21 protein-coding genes are annotated in these 20,794 nt (G+C 66.3%); 9 read left to right on the top strand and 12 right to left on the bottom strand.

The features are described 5' to 3' along the window. Position 1: 1 nt before the first annotated feature. Entirely contained in the window at positions 2-448 is a 447-nt protein-coding gene (locus ACE3QM_RS06960; RefSeq protein ID WP_048410245.1) for an Rrf2 family transcriptional regulator, read from the bottom strand. 80 nt (positions 449-528) lie between these two features. Further along, positions 529-1,746, bottom strand: coding sequence for an NO-inducible flavohemoprotein (hmpA, locus tag ACE3QM_RS06955; protein ID WP_374421145.1), 1,218 nt, complete (start codon positions 1,744-1,746; stop codon positions 529-531). Between the two features lie 266 nt (positions 1,747-2,012). Between hmpA and ACE3QM_RS06950 the strand changes: the two genes are divergently transcribed. The 7 genes from ACE3QM_RS06950 to crcB all read left to right on the top strand — a co-directional run bounded on the left by ACE3QM_RS06950 (position 2,013) and on the right by crcB (position 7,378). Beyond that, positions 2,013-2,804 carry an MBL fold metallo-hydrolase gene (locus ACE3QM_RS06950; RefSeq protein ID WP_374421143.1) on the top strand — a complete coding sequence of 264 codons (792 nt, stop codon included), beginning with the start codon at positions 2,013-2,015 and terminating at the stop codon, positions 2,802-2,804. Beyond that, on the top strand, positions 2,797-4,167 hold the full coding sequence (locus ACE3QM_RS06945) for a FimV family protein (protein WP_374421142.1): 1,371 nt from the start codon (positions 2,797-2,799) through the stop codon (positions 4,165-4,167). The genes ACE3QM_RS06950 and ACE3QM_RS06945 overlap by 8 nt, the downstream gene beginning before the upstream one ends. Positions 4,168-4,173: 6 nt before the next feature. Beyond that, positions 4,174-5,310: a hypothetical protein gene (locus tag ACE3QM_RS06940; protein ID WP_374421140.1), complete on the top strand. Its 1,137-nt coding sequence runs from the start codon at positions 4,174-4,176 to the stop codon at positions 5,308-5,310. 19 nt (positions 5,311-5,329) lie between these two features. Next, entirely contained in the window at positions 5,330-5,878 is a 549-nt protein-coding gene (locus ACE3QM_RS06935; RefSeq protein WP_048410240.1) for an ATP/GTP-binding protein, read from the top strand. Further along, positions 5,875-6,507 (top strand): hypothetical protein, encoded by a 633-nt coding sequence (locus ACE3QM_RS06930; RefSeq protein ID WP_048410239.1) that lies wholly within the window; start codon positions 5,875-5,877, stop codon positions 6,505-6,507. The genes ACE3QM_RS06935 and ACE3QM_RS06930 overlap by 4 nt, the downstream gene beginning before the upstream one ends. A gap of 49 nt (positions 6,508-6,556) precedes the next feature. After that, positions 6,557-6,919 (top strand): roadblock/LC7 domain-containing protein, encoded by a 363-nt coding sequence (locus ACE3QM_RS06925; RefSeq protein WP_048410238.1) that lies wholly within the window; start codon positions 6,557-6,559, stop codon positions 6,917-6,919. Between the two features lie 69 nt (positions 6,920-6,988). Next, positions 6,989-7,378, top strand: a complete 390-nt coding sequence (gene crcB, locus ACE3QM_RS06920; protein WP_048410237.1) for a fluoride efflux transporter CrcB — start codon at positions 6,989-6,991, stop codon at positions 7,376-7,378. Between the two features lie 45 nt (positions 7,379-7,423). Here crcB and pcp read toward each other — a convergent pair whose 3' ends face one another. The 7 genes from pcp to pxpB all read right to left on the bottom strand — a co-directional run bounded on the left by pcp (position 7,424) and on the right by pxpB (position 13,398). After that, on the bottom strand, positions 7,424-8,068 hold the full coding sequence (pcp, locus tag ACE3QM_RS06915; protein WP_048410236.1) for a pyroglutamyl-peptidase I: 645 nt from the start codon (positions 8,066-8,068) through the stop codon (positions 7,424-7,426). Beyond that, positions 8,065-9,081 (bottom strand): DUF2891 domain-containing protein, encoded by a 1,017-nt coding sequence (locus ACE3QM_RS06910; RefSeq protein WP_048410235.1) that lies wholly within the window; start codon positions 9,079-9,081, stop codon positions 8,065-8,067. Before ACE3QM_RS06910 ends, pcp begins: the two co-directional genes overlap by 4 nt. Positions 9,082-9,091: 10 nt before the next feature. Beyond that, complete coding sequence (locus ACE3QM_RS06905; RefSeq protein WP_374421135.1) at positions 9,092-10,078, bottom strand: DUF979 domain-containing protein; 987 nt, start codon at positions 10,076-10,078, stop codon at positions 9,092-9,094. Next, entirely contained in the window at positions 10,075-10,788 is a 714-nt protein-coding gene (locus tag ACE3QM_RS06900; RefSeq protein WP_374421133.1) for a DUF969 domain-containing protein, read from the bottom strand. The genes ACE3QM_RS06905 and ACE3QM_RS06900 overlap by 4 nt, the downstream gene beginning before the upstream one ends. A 309-nt stretch (positions 10,789-11,097) precedes the next feature. Next, the gene (gene pxpA / locus ACE3QM_RS06895) at positions 11,098-11,835 is read right to left on the bottom strand and encodes a 5-oxoprolinase subunit PxpA (protein ID WP_374421131.1); all 738 of its coding nucleotides are present in this window, start codon (positions 11,833-11,835) and stop codon (positions 11,098-11,100) included. Continuing rightward, positions 11,820-12,752, bottom strand: coding sequence for a biotin-dependent carboxyltransferase family protein (locus ACE3QM_RS06890; RefSeq protein WP_374421129.1), 933 nt, complete (start codon positions 12,750-12,752; stop codon positions 11,820-11,822). The genes pxpA and ACE3QM_RS06890 overlap by 16 nt, the downstream gene beginning before the upstream one ends. Further along, the gene (gene pxpB, locus ACE3QM_RS06885; protein ID WP_374421127.1) at positions 12,745-13,398 is read right to left on the bottom strand and encodes a 5-oxoprolinase subunit PxpB; all 654 of its coding nucleotides are present in this window, start codon (positions 13,396-13,398) and stop codon (positions 12,745-12,747) included. The genes ACE3QM_RS06890 and pxpB overlap by 8 nt, the downstream gene beginning before the upstream one ends. Positions 13,399-13,801: 403 nt before the next feature. Between pxpB and ACE3QM_RS06880 the strand changes: the two genes are divergently transcribed. After that, positions 13,802-16,225 (top strand): bifunctional diguanylate cyclase/phosphodiesterase, encoded by a 2,424-nt coding sequence (locus ACE3QM_RS06880; RefSeq protein WP_048410229.1) that lies wholly within the window; start codon positions 13,802-13,804, stop codon positions 16,223-16,225. A 96-nt stretch (positions 16,226-16,321) separates the two neighbouring features. Continuing rightward, complete coding sequence (locus ACE3QM_RS06875) at positions 16,322-17,116, top strand: TenA family transcriptional regulator (RefSeq protein WP_374421125.1); 795 nt, start codon at positions 16,322-16,324, stop codon at positions 17,114-17,116. A gap of 80 nt (positions 17,117-17,196) precedes the next feature. Here the strand turns inward: ACE3QM_RS06875 and gltX are convergent, their stop codons facing one another. The 3 genes from gltX to rbsB form a co-directional block, all read right to left on the bottom strand. After that, positions 17,197-18,582, bottom strand: coding sequence for a glutamate--tRNA ligase (gene gltX / locus ACE3QM_RS06870; RefSeq protein ID WP_374421123.1), 1,386 nt, complete (start codon positions 18,580-18,582; stop codon positions 17,197-17,199). Between the two features lie 64 nt (positions 18,583-18,646). Continuing rightward, positions 18,647-19,660 (bottom strand): LacI family DNA-binding transcriptional regulator, encoded by a 1,014-nt coding sequence (locus ACE3QM_RS06865; RefSeq protein ID WP_048410226.1) that lies wholly within the window; start codon positions 19,658-19,660, stop codon positions 18,647-18,649. A gap of 157 nt (positions 19,661-19,817) precedes the next feature. Beyond that, entirely contained in the window at positions 19,818-20,753 is a 936-nt protein-coding gene (rbsB, locus tag ACE3QM_RS06860; RefSeq protein ID WP_048410225.1) for a ribose ABC transporter substrate-binding protein RbsB, read from the bottom strand. Between the last annotated feature and the right edge of the window lie 41 nt (positions 20,754-20,794).

Raw genomic sequence — 20,794 nt, 5'->3', positions numbered from 1 at the left:
ATTACTTGACGCCAGGCGCCAGCCGATGCAGCCGGATGATGGCCTCACCGGTGGGCGCGGCGATGATGTCACGCAGCGTGTATTGGTCCAGCGTCTGGAAAAACGCCGCCAGCGCCAGATCCAACGCGCCTTTGAGCCGGCAGCCCGGCCGCAGCGCGCACGGCGGCTCGGCGCAGTCTATCAACTGCGACAAGCCTTCCAGCGCGCGCACCACCTCGCCGACGCGGTACTGCTCCGGCGCTCGCGCCAGCGCCAATCCGCCGCCCTTGCCGCGGCTGGTTTGCAGCCAGCCCTGCTGCGCCATGAAGTGGACGACCTTGACCAAGTGATTGCGAGACACTTCGAAGCGCTCGGCGATTTCCGGGATGGTGGCCAGCTGGCCATCCTCCTGCCAGGTCAGATACATCAGCACGCGCAGGCCAAGATCGGTGAAACGGGTCAGTTGCATGGTCCGGGACCTAGAGGGAAACCGCGGCAGCATACGCCGCCTGCGCCGCCGACTCAATGGGGACGCGGGCGGCGCGCCGCTCAACCGGCGACGGCGTTGGAGCCGAACACTTCGAAATGCACCCGTTCCGCCGCCACGCCCAGGTCCAACAGGCTGGCGCGCTGCGCCAGCATGAAGCCCACCGGGCCGCACAGGTAGTAGTCGGCGTCGTTCAGCAGCGCCAGTTCGCGCAGTTGGCTCAGTTGCAGCCGGCCCTGCTGCTGAAAGTCGCGGCCCAACTGGTCTTGCGCGCGCGGCGCTTCATAACACACATGGGCGCGCAACTGCGGGTGGTTCTCCGTCATTTGCCGCACGCCCTCGCGCATCGCGTGCGCGCCGCCATGACGCGCCGCGTGCAAGTAGCGGATTTCACGGCGGCTGCCGGTTTTCAACAAATGGCGCAGCATGGACAGCATCGGCGTCTGGCCGACGCCAGCGCTGATCAACACCACCGGGCCGCTGCGCTCCTCATGCAAGAAGAAATCACCCTGCGGCGCGCTCAGTTCCAGGACATCGCCCTCTCGCTTCTCCGCGTGCAGCAGGTTGGATACCCGTCCCGCCGGTTTGTCCTCGCCGCCGGCCTCGCGCTTGACCGAGATCCGCAGATACTCGCCGTTGGGCGCGTCAGACAAGCTGTACTGGCGCGGCTGGGCCAGGCCCCATTCCTCAATGAAGCATTTGACCGACACATATTGGCCAGGCCGGAAACCAGGCACCGCGCCGCCATCGGCCGGCACCAGATAGAAGGAAGTGATTTCCTCGCTCTCCGCCACCTTGCGTTCGATACGGAACGGCCTCCAGCCGGCCCAGCCGCCCTCGGCATTGGCGGTGGCGCGGTACAACTCGCGCTCCTCGGCGATCAAGATATCCGCCAACTGTCCGTAAGCGGCGGCCCAGGCCTCGACCAGCTCCGGCGTGGCCGCCTCCCCCATCACCTCCTGGATCGATGCCAGCAGATGCTTGCCGACGATGGGATAGTGCTCGGCGCGAATGCCCAGGCTCACATGCTTGTGCGCCACCCGGGTCAGCACCGGCGCCAGCGGCGAGGGGTCATCGATATGCTGGGCATAGGCCAGCACCGCCATGGCCAGCGCCTGCTGTTGCTGGCCGGAATGCTGATGCCCCTGGTTGAAAAGGTTCTTCAACTCCGGGTTGTGGCTGAACATGCGGCGATAGAAATGACTGGTCAGCGCCACCCCATGCTGTTGCAACACGGGAACGGTGGCCTTGACCAACTGGCGGGTGGTGGGACTCAACATGATGGCTCCTTGAAGATGTGTGTGAAATACATATTATTCGCGCCAAAAAATGCCCTTCCGGGCCGCTGCGCTTTTAAAGATGTAAAAATAATACATCTTTAATGCCGCGCTGTCATGTCGGTATCGAAATATTCGTTCCGGGTCGGCTTGACCCAGGTCAAGACCCCAACCATACCAGCTGCATAATATTGCGCCATTCTTACGGCATACGCGGCGACACCGCGCCCGCCACGCTCGCGGGCGCGTTCGAGCAGACAAGGCAGCTCATGGCATTGGTGCTTTACGACGACGGCAATCACAAATGCGTGGCCTTCACCGAACTGGTGCAAGGCGAAGGCATTCAGTCCAATCAATTCGCCATCATCGATCAGGGCGAAGGCATCCTGCTCGATCCCGGCGGCAATCTGACCTACAAGCATTTGATCGCCGAGCTGGCCGATTACTTCCTGCCCTCGCACACCCGCTACATCTTCGCCTCGCACCAGGATCCGGACATCATCGCCTCGGTCGGCGGCTGGCTGCTGATCACCGACGCCCAGGTGATCATCGCCGAGGAATGGACCCGCTTCCTGCCCCATTTCTGCATGCGCGGCGCCACCGCCGGGCGCCTGGTGGCGATTCCGCCGCGCGGCATGTGGCTGCGCCTGGGCGGCGCCGATCTGCAAATCGTCCCCGCCCACTATCTGCACACCGTGGGCTTCTTCCAGATCTACGATCCGATCAGCAAGATCCTGTTCTCCGGCGACATCGGCGCCTCGCTGATGGACGGCCACGCCGCCGGCCTGCCGGTCAGCGATTTCGACTCCCATCTGCACGATAGCCACATGCTCGCCTTCCACCGCCGCTATATGACCAATAACAAGGCCTGCCGGCTATGGGTGGACATGGTCCGCCAATTGGACGTGGAATGGATAGTGCCGCAGCACGGCGGCTCCTTCCAGGGCAAGGCGATGGTGAAGCGCTTCCTGGACTGGTTCGAAACCCTGGAGTGCGGCACCGACCTGATCGGCCCCGCCGATTTCGCGCCGCCGCCGCGGGAGGCCATCCCCCATGGCTGACTGGCTGCCGCAGGGCATGGAGCTGATTCCCGGCCTGGCGCTGGCCATGGGCCTGCTGACGTTGCTGGCCGCCTTGCGCTGGCGCTCCGGCCGCGCCGGCGCCGGTCGCGAGGATATCGCTGACACTAGGGAAATAGAGTTGGACGGCCCGACAGATGCCGCCGGCCAGCCCTATCAGGTGGACGAAGTCGACTTGCTGACCGAAGTCGACATCTTCATCGAGTTCGGCTACCTGGGACAGGCGGCGCAGGCCTTGCGCCATTATGTGGACCGCCTGGCGCCGCATTCGGCCAAGCACTTGCAACGCCTGACCGGGCTGTACCTGCAAACCGGCGCGCTGGACGACTACGGCGCGATGCTGGAACGCCAGCATGATCTGGCGCTGATCGGGCGCGAGCAACTGGAACAGGCGCTGGAAGCCGGGCTGCGCATCGAGCGCAACCATCTGGCGCTGCGCGTGCTGGCCGAGCAAAGATTGGGCTGGGACCCCGAGGCGATTCGCCTGCGCCTGGGCGACGATGCGCCGGCGCTTGAAGCATCGGCCGCGCCGACTGCGCCGGCACAAGCCGCGGACGTCGGCGATCTGGAACCCTGTCCATTGCGCCCGCAAACACTGCTGCAAGGCTACGCGCCCTTGTTTCCGCTGAACGAGGCGGAAAAGGACGCCGTCGCCGCCCTGCTGCCGGCAGAACGCCAGGCCCGAGTCTGGTTGCGCTGGCAGGAATACACCGCGGCCGCGGCCGCCTTGGAGCAGGCGCTGGCGCTGCGCCCGGATTCGCTCTCCCACCTGCTGGACCTGCTGCATGTGCATTACCGGCAGCGGCAGTTGCAGCGCTATGTGCGGGTATTGTGGCAATTCCATCTCTTGCTGGACGGCCACGGCGCCGACCTCAAGGAACAGCTGATCCACGCCGGCTGGCTGCTCGGCGTCCATCCGGCGCTGGATCTGCTGGCGCTGCGCCCAGACCGGCCGGAACTAGAGCGCATCGGCCGCAGCCTGGGCCTCAATATCGCCGCGGTCGGCTCCGCGCCGCAGCGTCTGCCGCTGGTGACTCGCCATGCCGCCACGGCCGAGCTGGCGGCGACAGATCCCCGCGCCGAAGCCGACGCCTATCTGAGCGAAGGCCAGGTGGACATGGCGATTCATATCCTGGAACAAGCGGTCTTGGCGCAGCCGGACGACGCCGCCAACTATCCGCCGCTGCTGCAACTCTACCGCCGCCAGGACGACCCGGCCCGCTTCCAGTGGCTGCTGCGCCAACTGCGCGGCCATGCGCCGCGGCTGCCGCTGGAGGTCAGCGCCCATCTGGCCGGTTTCGACACCGAGGCCGGCCCCAGCCACCGGCGCATGTTGGCCGCCTGATCCGCCATGCCGAGCCAAGATCTCACCGCCATCGATATAGCCGTGCTCGCCGTCGGCATGGACGAGCGCAAGCTGGCGCTGCTGCGCATGGCTTTCCGCCTGCATCGCAGCCTGCGCTACCGCCTGCTGGAAACGGGCGCGCCCGACTCGCCGCCGGACCTGGCCATCGTCGACATCGACAGCGCCATCGGCTGGCGGGCCTGGGAGGACTTCCGCCAGCGTCATCCGGACTTGCCGGCGCTGATAGTCGCCTCCAGCGCGCCGGCTCAAGCGCCGGCACCGGTGCTGGGCAAGCCTCTGCGAGTGGAAACCCTATTTCCGCAACTGCAGGCGCTGCTGGCCAAGCCGCCGCGGACAACACGGTCCGAGGACGGCTGCGCGCCCCAAACCACCTCAGTTGCACCGCCCGCGGCAAATAGCGCGCCTCCGATCGCAGCGCCGGCCGCGCTCGCCGAACCCCGCGCGGTTCCGGATATCGCGCCCAGCGCCGCCCCCGCCGCGCCGCGCTCGGTCACCGTGCGGCGCTTCGACCCGCGCCGCGGCCTGCTCGGCGCCGCCGCGCGGCTGGCGCGTCAGCCGCGGCCGGCGCTGCTGCTGGCCGACGGCCAACCCTTGCTGTGGCTGCGGCCGGACTGCGCGCAAGCGCAATGGCTGCAACCGGCGGAGCAGCTGCGCGAACTGTGCCGCCAGGACGCGCCGACGCTGCGCGCGCAGGCCGCCGGCGCCACACCCGGCGTCCTCACCCAGCCGCTGCCGGCGCTGCTGTGGCAGTTGGCGATCTGGAGCAGCCAGGGCCGCTTGCCGGCCGGCATCGGCGCCGACACGCCGCTGCGGCTGCGGCAATGGCCCAATCTGACCCGGCTGCAGGCCTTGCCGGACGCGACGCGCTTGAGCGCGCTGCTGACCAAGACCCCGGCCACGCTGCGCATCATGGTGCGGCTGCTGCGCGTCGAACCCGAACACGCTTGCGACTTCCTCGCCGCCACCCACGCCATCGGACTGCTGGATTGGCGCAGCGACGCGCCGGCCCTGAAAGTGATCTCCAGCGCGCCGGTGCGCCCCGGCGCGCCGCAAACCGAGGCCGCCGCGCCCGAACGCGCCGGCCTACTGTCCCGGCTCCTGCAAAAAGTGACCAGCTTGTGAGCCTTACCTGATTCCCATCATGCGCAGCCAAGACAATAAAATCCTGTTCGCCGGCCCGGTCGGCGCCGGCAAGACCACCGCCATCGCCGCCATCAGCGATATCGCGCCCATCCGCACCGACGCCAAGGCCAGCGATATGACCTTGCATCGCAAAGCGCATACCACGGTGGCGCTGGACTACGGCATGCTGCGGCTGGACGCCGACACCAAGGTGCATCTGTATGGCACGCCCGGCCAGGAACGCTTCGACTTCATGTGGGAAATCGTCAGCCGCGGCGGCATCGGCCTGATCCTGCTGCTGGATCACAGCCGCGCCAACCCGATGCAAGATCTCGCCTTTTTCCTGCGCGCCTTCGAACCGCTGCTGCGGCGCGCGCCGCTGGCGCTGGGCGTCAGCAAGACCGATCTCAAGCCGCTGCCGTCCACCGCGGTCTACGCCGAGGCGCTGGCCGCCCACGGCCTGAACGCGCCGGTATTCGAAGTGGACTGCCGCCGCCGCGAAGACATCAAGCAGCTGTTGCTGGCCCTGCTGTTCTCTATCGACCCCGGCCTGGGAGAAGCGCAATGAACGATGAGCTGCGCCTGAGCGGCCCGCTCTACCCGATGGCGACGCCCGCCGGCGCCTTCTACGCCGTCGCCGGCGCCGAAGCCGACCTGACCCGCCGCCTGCTGCTCAACATCCTGCGCCTGGGCCACACCGTGCCGCTGAGCGAGGCGCTGCTCAGCGAATGGTGCGACGACGAGCTGGAACAGGCGCTGGCCACCCTTTACCGCCTGCAGCGGCTGGAATTCGTGCACGGCACCGCCGCGCCGCGGCCGGCGGCGGCCGGCAATCTGGAAAGCCAGCTGCCGGAACTGCTGGCGGCGCTGTCCGGCAGCGGCCAGGCCCTGCTGGCCGACGACAACGGCCTCTATTACGCCACCGCCGGCTTCCGCCACGAAACCGCGGAGGAGATCGCCGCGCTGGCCGGCGACCTGATGTCGCTGAGCCGCCGCCATCACCTGCTGTTGAAAAACCATCTGAACCTGGGCAGCGCCGCCTGGGCGGCGGTGGACCCCGCCGGCCGCAGCCAGCTGGCCTTCTACCCGCTGCACGTGGCGCAGCAGGCTTTCGCGCTGATCATAGGCGGCGCGCCGCAGTTGCAAAGCGAGGCCTTCGTCGGCCTGGTGGAGTTGCTGGTGCGCCGCTACGCCTGAATCCCGGCCGCGCGGCGGCCGGCGCATTGAACAAAACCGGAGAACAACCATGCGTGAACAAATGCTCAAGTCCATCCTGAGCGATCTCAACGGCGCGTCCGCCGACATCGAGGCCTCCGCCATCATTTCCGCCGACGGCCTGACCATGGCAGCGCTGCTGCCGCAGGAGGTCGACGAAGACCGCGTCGGCGCGATGGCGGCGGCGATGCTGTCGCTGGGCGAGCGCACCGCGCGCGAACTGGCGCGCGGCGGCCTGGAACAAGTGATGGTCAAGGGCGAACACGGCTACATCCTGATGAGCCATGCCAGCCCTGATGCGGTGCTGACCGTGATCGCGCGGCGCGAGGCCAAGCTGGGGCTGATTTTTCTGGACGCCAAGCGCGCGGCGCGCAGCATTGCCGAAATCCTCTAGCCAGCCAATCTATACTTGGCGGCGCCTGGCCGGCACAATACGGTTTTGCTTTCGTGCCAGACAAGCTCCATGTGGAAAACCATACTCGCCATCTCGATGGGCGCCGCGCTGGGCGCGCTGCTGCGCTGGGCCTTGGGCGTCAAACTGAACAGCCTGTGGCCCAGCCTGCCGCCCGGCACGCTGGCGGCCAATCTGATCGGCGGCTACATCATCGGCCTGGCGGTGGCCTTCTTCGCCAGCGCCCCCGGCGTGTCGCCGCTATGGCGGCTGCTGGTGATCACCGGCTTTTGCGGCGGCCTGACCACCTTCTCCACCTTCTCCGCCGAAGTCGTCACCTTGTTGCAGCAACAGCGGCTGCTGCCGGCGCTGACCGCCATCGCCGTCCATGTCTGCGGCTCCTTGCTGGCCACGCTGGCCGGCATCGCCAGCTGGCAGTGGCTGCGCGCGCTCAAGAGCTGAGCGCGGCCTCGACACCGACGTCAAGCGGCCAAGGCGGAATGACTTCTAATGCGTCGTTCCGCCGGTCTCGGCAATGTCCGTCGTCGCCGTCAGCGCCGTCTCCAACGCCAGCGTCAAGCCGGCGCTGATGGTGTCCAGGCTCATGCTGGGCGCGCCCGGATGCGCGGCCGCCTGTTCCGGCAGATACGGGATGTGAATGAAGCCGCCGCGCGCCGGGCCGCCCGCCAGCGCGTGCATCAGCCCGTAGAACACATGGTTGCAGACAAAGGTGCCGGCGCTCTGCGACACCGCGGCCGGAATGCCGGCGCGGCGCAAGGCCGCCGTCTGCGCCTTGATCGGCAGCGTGGAGAAATAGGCGGCCGGCCCGCCGGCGACGATGGGCCGGTCTATCGGCTGGCGGCCGGCATTGTCCGGTATCCGCGCGTCGTCGATATTGATCGCTACCCGCTCCAGCGACAGTTCGGCCCTGCCGCCGGCCTGGCCCACCGCCACCGCCAGCGTCGGCCGCAAGGCGTCCAGCTCCCGCCGCAGCGCCGCCAACGCCGCGCCGAACTCGCAGGGCAGTTGCCGTGCATGCACCCGCGCGCCGGCCAGTTCCACGCCGTCCAGCCGCCGCGCGGCCTCCCAGGATGGATTCAGGCTCTCGCCGCCAAACGGTTCGAACCCTGTCAACAACACGATTTTGTTCATTCTCCTGCTCCCTGATCCAGCGCCAGCATGGCGAAAGTCGCCAGCCAGTGTTCGCCGGTGTAATGGCCGCTGGCCACATGCGGCAGGCTGGCGGCGATCTGCGCTTCCGCCGCGGCGCCCAGCGCCGGCCGCCAAGCGTCGTCCGGCGGCAAAGCCGCCGCCAACTGCCGCAAACACCAGCCGCGGCTGAGATTCAAACCATCCAGATGGCCCAGCTTGGGGTCGGCGCGGTCGCTCACCCGCGCCGGCGCCAACAAGTGGACACGCCGCGGCAAATCCGGCAGAAAAGCGCGCAACCAGTCCCGGAATGCCATGGCCGGCAATAGCCGGCTCAGCAGCAGCGCCTGACACAGGGCCGGCGACAGGAAATCGTCGCCGCCCGGCTCCCATTGCGATGGATAGTCGGCATCGGCCAGAAAATAACGCTCCGCCGCCGCGCTCAATCCATGCGCCAAGTCCCTGTCTCCCACCGCGCGCGCATGATCCAGGCTCAGCAATAACGCGAAGGCGGTATTGCCATGGCCGCCCGCGCGCACCGGATAATCCTGCAACGCCAAAAACGCCAGCCAGCGCTCGCGGATCAAACCGGTCAGCGGCCGCATCGCCTCTTGCCAGCCGCTAGCCTGCGGCAACGGCCAGCGTCCAAGCTCCGCGGCCAGCGCCAGCAGCCAGGCCCAGCCATAGGGCCGCTCATAGCTGCCGCGGCCGGGCGCGGAAAAGTACTCGGCCTCGCGCAGGAAAGCCCGCGGCGTGAAATGCTCGGCAAACAACCGAACGATGGCCGGCTGCTGCGGCAGCGCCGGAAAGCGCCGCGCCAGGCGTGCCAGCAGCCAGAAGCCATGCACGGCGGAATGCCAGTCATAGCAGCCGTAAAACACCGGATGCAGCTCGCGAGGCGCGGCCAGGTCCTGCGGGCCATTCAACAAATGGGCCAGCAGATTCGGATACTCGCGGCGCAGCCCGGCCAGCGGCAACTCCGCCAGCGCCGACGCCTGCTCGAGACTCAAGACCATGGCCGCCTCCTCAACGGAACACGATGAAGTACATCAGCAGAATATTCGCCGCCAGCAGCAGCAGCGCGGTCGGCAACTGAGTCTTGATCACCAGGTATTTGTCTTTCAATTCCAGCAAGGCCGCCGGCACGATATTGAAATTGGCCGCCATCGGCGTCATCAGCGTGCCGCAGTAGCCGGAATACATGCCGATCGCCACCAGCGGCGCGGCGGCGGCATGCTGGCCGACGATCAGGAAAGGCAGCGCGATGCCGGCGGTCATCACCGGAAAAGCGGCAAAGGCGTTGCCCATCACCATGGTGAACAGCGCCATGCCGACGCAGTAGATCACCACCAGCAGCAAGCGATTGCCCGGATCGACGAACAGGCTCACCACCTGCTGCACCGCCAAGCCGGTCTTGGCGGCGACGAAGACGCCGCCCAGCATCGCCAGCATCTGCGGCAGGATGGCGGCCCAGCCTATGGTGTCCACCAAGCGCCGGGATTCGCGCACCGCCTGCAGCGGCGTGCCGCCGGTCAGCCCCCAGCCCAGCAGGCATGCCGCCAGGCAGGCCGTCGCCAGCGAGGCCAGGGTCAGGTGCTTCTGGTCCAACAGATAGCTGTCGCCCAGACGCACGCCTTTCAGCAAGAGCGTGCAGGCCACGGTGAGCAAGGGAATCAGCAAGGCCGGCAGGAAGATGCGATTGCCCAGCCGCCGCGCCGACTCCAGCCTTTGCTGCTCGCTGCTGGGGCGGTAGCTGCCCAGCGCCAGCCGGCCGGTTCCGGCCAGCAGCGCGATGACGATCACCGCCACGCCGACCAGACGATAGGCCTGAGGCTTGCCCAGCCAGGACAGCAGCAAATCGCCAAACAAGAAGGTGGCGCCGAATAAGAACCAGAACAAGGCGGTGGTATAGCGCTTGGGGTTGCCGCGATCGCGCAGCGTCATGCCCACCAGCAGCATCACCACGATGCCGATCAGATGATAAACATCGTGGATATCGAACCAGGCTTTCATGCCGACGCCTCCCGCTGAGCGCGCCAGGCGGCGACTTCGCGCTGCAAGCTGGCGTCAAGCCGCGCCAGCCGCGTCATGTGGATGAGCAAGGCGCACAGCGCGGTGGGAATCGCCCATAGCCCGATATGCAGCGGCTCCACATCGGTGATGCCGTTTTCCTTGAGAAAGGCGTCCATCAAGAGCACCGCGCCGAAGGCGATGAAGATGTCCTCGCCAAAGAAGACCGCGACATTGTCGCAGGCGGCGGCATGGGCGCGGATGCGGTCGCGCAGCGCCTCGGGCAACTCGCCCAGCCGATTGGCCGCCGCCCCTTCCGCCATCGGCGCCAGCAAGGGGCGCACCGTCTGCGCATGACCACCCAGATTGATCAGGCCAAGCGCCGCCGTCGCCTCCCTCACCACGAAATACAGCATCAGGACGCGGGCGGTGGTGGCGCTGCGTATGCCGGCGATCCACTGCTGCGCGCGTTCTTTCAAGCCATAGCGCTCCAGCAGGCCGATCACCGGCAAAATCAGAATGAACGTAGCCAACTGCCGGCTATTGAGGAATTTCTCGCCGAAGGTTTCCAGCAAGACGCTGATGTCCATGCCCACCGCCAGGCCCGTGACCAGACCGGCGGCGGTGACCACCAGCAGCGGATTGAAGCGCAGCGCGAACCCCGCCACCACCACGGGGATGCCCACCAAGGGTAAACATGATGCCAGCTCCATGCGTTTTCTCCTGTACAGAATGGGAGGCCGCCTTGAAACGGCTCTTTTCCCGATAGACAGCGTTGCCGATACCCCTTGCAGGGCGCCGCGGCAAATGCTGCCGGCGGAGCCAGAACATACTTAAACCAATGCCGCGACAAGCGACGGAACATGAGTAGGCCTCTTAAAGAACCTGCTCTAAAGTCTGCTGCGCTTCGTGAGATGTGACACGGTGAGTACAGCTTCGAAATGCTCATGTAGCGAATGTACATTCTGCTTTTCGCTGGTTTTCGTCTTGTCTCGCCTTAGCTCTCGAGATCGTAAACAGATTCACAGAGCCGCGACCGTCACACCCTCCCGCTCCAGTCCCTCCCTCAGCCCTCTGGCGAAGGCCAGCGCCTGTGCGCCATCGCCATGCAGACAAACGCTGTCCGCGCGTATCGGCAGATACTCCCCGCTCACCGCGCGCACCTGGCCGCGCAGCACCATGTCCAGCGTCTGCTCCAGCGCCGCCGCCGCGTCCCTTATCACCGCGCCAGCCTCGCCGCGCGGCGCCAGGCTGCCGTCGGACAGGTAGCCGCGATCGGCGAACACTTCCTCCACCACGCGCAGCCCATGACGCCGCGCCGCGACGATGGAGGCGCCGCCGGCCAGGCCGAACAGCCGCAAGCCGGGATCGAAATCCTTCACCGCGCGGGCGATGGCCTCGGCCAGCGCCGGATCCCGCGCCGCCTGGTTGTACAAGGCGCCGTGCGGCTTGACATGGCGCAGGGCCACGCCGGCCGCGCGCGCCAGGCCGGCCAGCGCGCCCAATTGATACAGCATGTCCTGGTACACCCGCTCCGGCGCGCGCGCCAGTGGCCGGCGGCCGAAGTTTTCCCGGTCGGGAAAGCCGGGGTGCGCGCCCGCCGCCACTCCGCGCCGCGCCGCCGCCTGCAGCGCCAACCACATTGTCTCGGCATCACCGGCATGCCAGCCACAGGCGATGTTCACCGAACTGACATAGTCCATGATCGCGGCGTCGTCGCCGCAGCCTTCGCCGATATCGGCGTTCAGATCGATCTGCATGCCTGGCTCCAATCCTGTGCCTGCAATAATTGGCGCTGACGCAAACGCGCCGCCGTCGCCTGCTGCGCATCCACCATCACAAAGTGTAGCCTGACGCCTGGACGCGCCTGCGCCAACTTCCACAGATCCGCTTCGATCACGCAGGCGATGCGTGGATAGCCGCCAGTGGTCTGCGCGTCGGCCAGCAATACGATGGGCTGGCCGCCAGGCGGCACTTGCACCACGCCGGGCAACACCGCGTGCGACAAGGACTCGCCGCCGGAGGCGCGCGCCAGCTCCTCTCCCAGCAAGCGGTAGCCCATGCGATTGCTTTGCGGCGACACCGTCCATTGCTGGCGGCAAAACGCCTGCCGCGTCGCCGGAGTGAACGCATGCCAATCCGGGCCCGGCAGGCAGCGCAACTCCGGCGACCAGCCCAGGCCACGACGGCCCAGCCGACCGGACAGCGGCGCGGCCGCCCCCAGGGGCAAGCGGTCGCCGCCTCGCAACGCCCGCCCCTGCCAGCCGCCCAGCCCGGCTTGCAGATCCGTGGCGCGCGCGCCCAGCGCCAGCGGGACGGCGATGCCGCCAGCCAGCGCCAGGTAGGCGCGCATGCCGTGACGGCCGCCGCTCAACGTCAGCTGCTGCCCGGCGCGCGCCGGATAACGCCAGCCGCTCCACACCGGCTCGCCATCCAATTCCGCGCCGAAATCCGCGCCGGCCAACGCGAACCAGGCATCACGGAGAAAACGCAGGCGGAACGGCCCCGCAACCACCTCGATGCCGGCGGCGTCCGCCGCATTGTCCAGCAGGCGGTTGGCCATGATTAGCGCCGGCGCGTCCAGCGCGCCGCACTGAGCCACGCCCAGATGGCGCAGACCGCGGCGCCCCAGGTCCTGCACCGTGCTTTGAACGCCGGCCTGAATGACTTCAATCATCCTCGCCCTCCTGCGCCGCGAAGCTCACACTGTCGCCGGGCAGCAGCAACGATGGCGGATCGCGGCCAGGATCGAACAGCTTGAGCGCGGTGCGGCCTATGATCTGCCAGCCTCCGGGGCTCGCCGCCGGATAAATGCCGGTCTGGGTGCCGCCTATGCCCACCGAGCCGGCCGGCACCGCCAAGCGCGGCTCGGCGCGCCGCGGCGTGGCCAGGCATGCCGGCAAGCCGCCCATATAGGCGAAACCGGGCTGGAAGCCCAGGAAATACACCTGGTATTCGGCCCCCGCATGAGCGGCGACGACTTCCCGCTCGCTCAAGCCGGTATGCGCGGCCACCGCCGCGAGATCCGGCCCATGCCGGCCGCCGTAGTGCACCGGCACCGTCACCTGGCGCGGCTGCGGCGTCGCCCGCCGCGCGCGCGCCCATTCGCGGCGCAGCCGCTCAAGCCAACCAGCGCCGACGTCGGCGCCAGCATCGGGATCGAAAACCACGGTCAGATTATTCATGCCCGGCACCACCTCGATCAGGCCGGCCTCTTCCGCCAGCGTCTGCGCCAGCCACCAGATGCGGCGTTGGCAATCCAGGCTCGCCGGCGGCGGGCTTTCCAGCACCGCGGCGCGTTCGCCCAGCAGGTAGTAACGCATTGCCAAATCATTCGGCATTGGCATTGCCTTTCCGGCGCTAAAACAATGGGATTATTTTCGCTTATCCACCATGTCCAAGGCAAACGCCAAAGCGGCGGGAAAAACGCGAGGCCCGCCGCGGCGGCGAACGCTCACGCCAACGGCAAGTCCATGAAAATTAGGCTATTCATCTATTATCAAGCCAAGCCATCTCCAATAAACAATCGATATAGTTATCAAAAACATTGAACAATTTCCAATGGGATGATAAAAACGCCATACAGCTGAGCGCCTGCCGGCAGCGCCCATCGGCCGCCGGCGCGGGTCCATCCCAGGATTCGCGCGCCGGCCGCAGCGGAGGAACTGCCAACACCCCGCTTGGGCTTGTAGCCGCGTCTTACTCTATTCACCAGCCGGAACCGCCATGAGGCCGAATACCGCTAATCGACAGCTGCTCTTTGTCGTACTGCCTTTCCTGCTGATTGTCATCATGCAGGTGGCGCTGAGCGCGTTCAGCCTGTATGTGGTTTCCACCGCCCGCGCCTATGTGGCGGGTGAAGGCTTGTGGTCGAAAGCGCAGAAGGATTCGATCTACTATCTGACCCGCTACGCCCAGACCGGCGCCGACCATGACTTCCAACGCTACCAGCAGGCGATCGCCATCCAGTTGGGCGATCATCAGGCACGGCTGGCGCTGGACCGCTCGCCCCCCAATCTCGACGCCGCGCGCCAAGGCTTCCTCAACGGCGGCAACCATCCCGACGACATTGAAAACATCATCCGCGCCTATCTGTGGTTCCGCCATGTCAGCTATCTGGCGGAGGCCATCCACTATTGGCGAATAGGCGACTACTATCTGCAGGAGATCCAGACCCTGGGCGAGCAACTGCGCCAGGGTCATGCCGATGGTTCGCTGAGCGCGGCGGACAAGAGCGCCCTCACCTTGCAGATCGCTCAGATCAACGAGGCGGTCAAGGCGCCGGCCCAGGCCTTCTCCCGGGTGCTGGGCGACGCCTCGCGCGAAGTGAGCCAGGCGGTGTGGAGCGTCAATCTGCTGGTGGGCCTGTTGCTGGTGCTGCTGACCATCCGCCAGATCCGACGGCTGATCCAGGCCTCGGACAATTACAAGGCCGCGCTGCAGGCCGAGCAGCAACGCGCCGAAATCACGCTGCAATCGATAGGCGACGCGGTGATCACCCTGAATATGCGCGGCGTGGTGGTCTATCTGAACCACAGCGCCAAGCACATGCTGGGCCATTTGGAGGTGGAAGGCCTGGGCCGGCACTTCGATGAAGTGTTCAATCTGGTCACGCAGGGTCCGGAACCGGAAAGCCTGCTAAGTTTCGCCGAACTCAGCGGCCTGAGCGAGCCCAGCCGCACTTACCCCAAGCTGCACATGCTGCGCCACAACGCGATCCCGCTGCTGCTCAGCCTGGTGGCGGCGCCGATACGCGACAGCCAGGGCGAGCAATACGGCATCGCGCTGGTGCTGCACGACAACACCTCGGAACAGCAATACATCAACGAGCTGTCTTGGCAGGCCAGCCACGACGCATTGACCGGCCTGGTCAACCGCCGCGAATTCGAAGCCCGCGCCAACAAGGCGATCAAACAGTTGGACCAGGCCGAGGCCTCGCTGGCGCTGATGTTCATCGATCTGGACCAATTCAAGCTGATCAACGACACCTATGGCCACGCCGCCGGCGACGAGCTGCTGTGCCAGATCAGCCGCGCGGTGTCGCGCCGGCTGCGCGCCTCGGACACCCTGGCGCGGCTGGGCGGCGACGAATTCGGCGTGCTGCTCGGCAATAGCTCGGTGGAGGCCGCCATCGCCAAGGCCAACAGCCTGCGCCAGGCCATCGTCGAGTGCCGCTTCCAGTGGGAAGGCAACCATTTCTCGATCAGCGCCAGCATCGGCCTGGTTTGCGTGTCCGACGCCGACACCTCGCTGGCCGAGGTGATGCGCTCCGCCGACATCGCCTGCTATATGGCCAAGGAAAAGGGGCGCAACCGCATCCAGCTGCACATCCCGCACAATTCCGAGGTCTCGGCGCGCTTCCACGAACTGGACTGGGTGCAGCGGCTGCGCCAGGCGCTGCGCGACAACCGCTTCACCCTCTACGCGCAGGACATCATCCCCTTGTCCGCCACCGCGGACAACGGCCGCTATATCGAAGTGCTGCTGCGGCTGAACGGCGACGATGGCAGCCAGATACCACCTGGGCTGTTCGTGCCCATCGCGGAACGCTATGGCCTGATGACAGAGATCGACCGCGTCGTGGTGGAAAAAGTGTTCCAGGAACTGGCGCAACTGCGCCGCGCCGGCAATCTGGACATCCAGCACTGCGCGATCAATCTGTCCGGCTCAACCTTGTGCGACGACGGCTTCCTTGCCTTCGTGCAGCAGCAATTCCTCCGCAGCGGCGTGCCGCCGGAAATCATTTGCTTCGAAATCACCGAGACCAATGCCATCGCCAATCTGGAGGCTGCCCAGCGGCTGATCCACGAGCTGCGCCAGATCGGCTGCCTGTTCTCGCTGGACGATTTCGGCACCGGCATGTCCTCCTTCGCCTACCTGAAGCACCTGCCGGTGGATTTTCTGAAGATAGACGGCAGCTTCGTTCGCGAAATGGCTTCCGACCCGATAGACCACGCCATGGTGGAAATGATCAATCACATCGGCCATGTGACCGGCAAGCGCACCATCGCCGAATTCGTCGACAAGCCCGACATCGTGGTCGAGCTGCGCAAGCTGGGCGTCGACTACGCCCAGGGCTTCCACCTGAGCCAACCGGAACCATTCGGCTTCCGCCACGCCGCCAGCCCCGGCCGCGTGCGGCAGCAATAGCTTACCGGCCAGGGCAAGGGCCGGATCACGGCGGCCGGCCTGGCCGCGGCGTCTGACCGGGCGAGTCCGGCCACTGCTTCAAGGAAAGGGGAAATAATGAACAAAGAAACCGGTTTTACCAGGAACGGCCCGCTGATGGACATCCGCAGCTATCCGGAATGGACACGGGAGCTGGTCGCTCATTGCGACGAGCACAAGCGCCGCGTGGTGGAGCATGAACTATTCCTGAAAATGCGCGACGGCATGCTGCCCACCTCCATCCACCAGGCCTTTCTGCGCGGCGGCTGGCCGGTGATAGAACAGTTCCCGCAATACATGGCCAGGAATTTGCTGAAGGTGCGCTACGGCAAGCACCGCGGCCACGATATGGCGCGGCGCTATCTGATCCGCAATATCCGGGTAGAGCAGAACCACGCCGACCACTGGGTGCACTGGGCCGCCGCCTGCGGCGTGGACAGCCATAGCCTGCTGCACGACGGCCAGGCGCTGGAAACGCTGACGCTCAGCCATTGGTGCCATCAGGTCTGCGACCGCGAATCGCTGGAGGTGGCGATGGCGGCCACCAATTACGCGATTGAGGGCGCCACCGGCGAATGGTGCTCCGCCGTCTGCGCCAAGGAGGATTACGCGCGGCAATTCCCCAAGGAGAAGCGCGCCAAGGCGATGAAGTGGCTGGCGCTGCACGCCCATTACGACGACGAGCATCCATGGGAGGCGCTGGACATCATCGTTACCTTGGTGGGCGTGGACCCCACCGCGCATCAGGTGGCCGAGTTGCGCCACGCCATCTGCCAGAGCCATCGCTATATGCGCCTGCTACTGGACCACTATATGACGCAGTACGTGCCCGACAGCAATAATGAGCACGCCGCAGGCATGCTGCTCGCCTGAACACGCCGCCAACGCAAACCGCCCCGCGGCCTTAGCCGCGGGGCGGTTTGTTCATCAAACGATGCGGGTCGAGGCAGCGCTTAGCCGCGCAGGCGGCGCAACACCTCATCCTTGCCGATCACGGCCAGCACCGCGTCCACCGACGGCGTCTGGGTGGTGCCGCACACCAACACGCGCAGCGGCATGCCCAACTGTCCCATCTTGATGCCCTCTTCCGCGCAGAAGGGCTTGAACAGTTCGTGGATGGTTTCCGCCGACCACGTCTCAAGCGCCGCCAATTTGTCGGCGAAACGGCCCATGCGCGCGACGGCGTCGCCGGACAAATGCTTGTCCACATCGGCGGCGAGCGGCTCCCGCTTGCGGTAGAAGTAGTCCACTTCCAGCGCCAGCGCGTTCAGGTCCTGCACCCTTTCCTTGACCAGGGCGATCACGTCTTCGATGGCGGGCCCGCCGGCCAGCTCCACGCCGGCGGCGGCCAGGCGCGGCGCGATCAGTCCGGCCAGGCGGCCGTTGTCGGCGCTCTTGATGTGCTGGGCGTTCAACCACATGAATTTTTCATGGTTGAAACGGCTGGCGGACGCGCTCACCGCTTCCAGGCTGAACCACTCGACGAACTGCTCCATGCTGAAGAATTCATCGTCACCGTGGCCCCAGCCCAGACGCGCCAGGTAGTTGAGCAGCGCCTCCGGCAGGATGCCCTTGTCGGCATAGTCCACCACGCTGACCGCGTCGCGGCGCTTGGACATCTTCTGGCCGTCCTCGTTGAGGATCATCGGCAGATGGCCGTACACCGGCAGCGGCGCGTTCAGCGCCTTCAGGATATTGATCTGGCGCGGGGTGTTGTTGACGTGGTCGTCACCGCGGATCACATGGGTGATCTGCATGTCCCAGTCGTCCACCACCACGCAGAAGTTATAGGTCGGGCTGCCGTCCGGGCGGGCGATGATCAGGTCGTCCAGTTCCTGGTTGGCGATCTCGATGCGGCCCTTGACCGCGTCGTCCCAGGCCACCACGCCGTCCAGCGGGGTCTTGAAGCGCACCACCGGGGTCACATCCGCGGGGATAGCCGGCAGGGTCTTGCCGGCTTCCGGGCGCCAGCGGCGATCGTAGCGCGGCTTCTCGCCGCGCGCTTCCTGCTCCGCGCGCATCGTTTCCAGCTCGTCCTTGCTGCAATAGCACAGATAGGCATGGCGGGAATCCAGCAGTTGCTGGATCACGTCCTTGTAACGGTCGAAGCGGTGGGTTTGATAGAACGGACCTTCGTCATAGTCCAGGCCCACCCAGTGCATGCCGTCCAGAATCGCTTTCACCGATTCCGGCGTCGAACGCTCCAGGTCGGTGTCCTCGATGCGGAGCACGAACACGCCGTTGTTCTTGCGGGCATAGGCCCAGGAAAACAGCGCGGTGCGCACGCCGCCGATATGCAGATAACCGGTGGGACTGGGAGCGAAACGGGTACGGATCATGGTGACTCTGGCTCGAAAACGTAAAACGGCTATTGTACGCCGGCTGGCGAAGCGGCAGCAAACCCTAAGCCGGCCAGCGCCGGTGCAGGCTGGCCGCCACCAAGGCGTCGCTCTCGTCCGGCCGCCGCCCCTCCAGCAGACCCAAGGCCAGCTCCAGGCTGCGCGCCGCCATCTCGCGGCTGTCCTGCACGATGGCGTCGACGCGCACCGGCAGGCAGTCCAGCAGGGAATGATCGTCGAAAGTCAGCAGCCGCAGCGGCGCATTGCCCAGCCCGCAGTGCTGGTTGATGAAGGCCAGCGCGCCCTCCAACAGCGACACCGAGGCGGTGAACAAGGCCTGCGGCAGCCGCTGGCGCTGCTGCTGCCATTGCTGCATCAGTTCGAAGCCGGAGCGGCGCAGGTAGTCGCGGTGGCAAACCCAGTCGCTCCCCTCGGCCACGCCGCGGCTCGCCAGCGCGCGACGATAGCCCAGCAGGCGGTCGCGGCTGGGCGACAGCTCCGGCTGACCGCCGAAGAACACCACTTCGGACACCCCCTGCTCCAGCGCGTCGCCCACCAGCCGCTCCACGCTGGCGCAGCCGTCGGTGACCACCGAAGGAATGCCGCTGCCGTCCACGCGACGGTCGACGAACACCAGCGGCAGCCGCCGCACCCATTTCTGGTAGGACTTGGCCTCGTGCGAGCACGGCACCACGATCATCGCGTCCACCTGCCGCGCCACCAGGTGGGCCATCACCTCGGCCTCGCGCCGCGGATCTTCGTCGCTGGTCACCAGCAGCATCTGGTAATCTCGCTGGCGGCACAATTCTTCCATCGCCTGGGCCAGCGCCGCATGCGCGGAGTTGGTCAGGTCCGGAATCACCAGCCCCACCGAGTTGCTGCGCCGCGAGCGCAACGAGCGCGCCGACTGCGACGGATTGAAATGCTGCTCGCGCGCTACCTTCTCCACCCGCTCCACCGTGGCCTGGGAGATGCGGTAGCGCTCGGCATGGCCGTTGAGCACCATGCTGGCGGTGGTGCGCGACACGCCGGCCAGTTCCGCGATGTCGTCTATGGTCAAACGCTTGTAGCCGCTCATCGACAGCCTATTCCTCATGCGGCGGCGCGATGCCGGCCGCTCGAAACTCGATTGCAAAACAGCCCCGGCCTGCGCAAGCGCGGGACGGGGCCGCCGATTGCTGGCCACCTTACCTCAAGCGGGCCGCCGTCGCCAGCGCGATGGCGGCCGCTCGGGCTTACTGCTTGACCAGGTTCAGCGGCACCGGAATGAACTTCTCCACTTGCTGGCCATCGATCAGCTTCTTGGCGGTCTGCACACCGTATTGGCCAATCAGCTCCGGCTGCTGCTGCACGGTGGCGGCCAGGCCTCCGGCCTTGACCGAGGCCACCGCGTCGGCGGTGGCGTCGAAGCCCACCACCGCCACATTCTTCAGGCCGGCGGCCTGGATCGCCTTCAAGGCGCCCAGCGCCATCTCGTCGTTGTGAGCGAACACGCCCTGCACGTCCTTATTGCCCTGCAGGATGTTCTCCATCACCGACAAACCCTTGGCGCGGTCGAAATCGGCCGGCTGCTTGGCCACCACCTTGACCTCGGCCTTGCCGTCGGTCACCGCGTGGAAGCCCTGGCCGCGCTCGCGGGCGGCGGAAGAACCGGGAATGCCCTCCAGCTCAACCAGGCGGCCCTTGCCGCCCAGCTTGGCCAGCAGGAACTCGGCCGCCATCTTGCCGCCGGCTACATTATCCGAGGCAATATGGGCGCTGACCTCGGCGCCGTTGACGCTGCGGTCCAGCGATACCACCTTGATGCCCTTGCTCAGCGCTTCCTTCACCACATTGGCGACGGCGGAGGAGTCGGTGGGATTGATCAGGATCACGCTCACCTTTTTCTGGATCAGATCCTCCACGCTGGCCTGCTGCTTGGCGGAATCATCCTGCGCGTCCACGGTGATCAGGCGCACGCCCTCCTTGGCCGCCTCGTCCTCGGCGCCCTTGCGCAGCGACACGAAGAATGGGTTGTTCAGCGTGGACACCGCCAGGCCCACCACCGGCTGGCCGGAAGCCGCTGCCGGCGCGCTGGCGCCCGCGGCGGCATCGGCCGGGCCTTGCTTGGTGCAGGCGATCAGACTGGCCGCAATGACACTGAAAACCAAAGGCTTGATTAAGCGTTGCATATCGGAACTCCCCTTGTGTAATGGTCGCTTGGCGAGCCCGC

Origin of the sequence: Chromobacterium sp., assembly GCF_041912965.1 — a bacterium.
Lineage (GTDB): Bacteria > Pseudomonadota > Gammaproteobacteria > Burkholderiales > Chromobacteriaceae > Chromobacterium > Chromobacterium aquaticum.
This window is presented reverse-complemented; position numbering and strand designations above follow the sequence as displayed.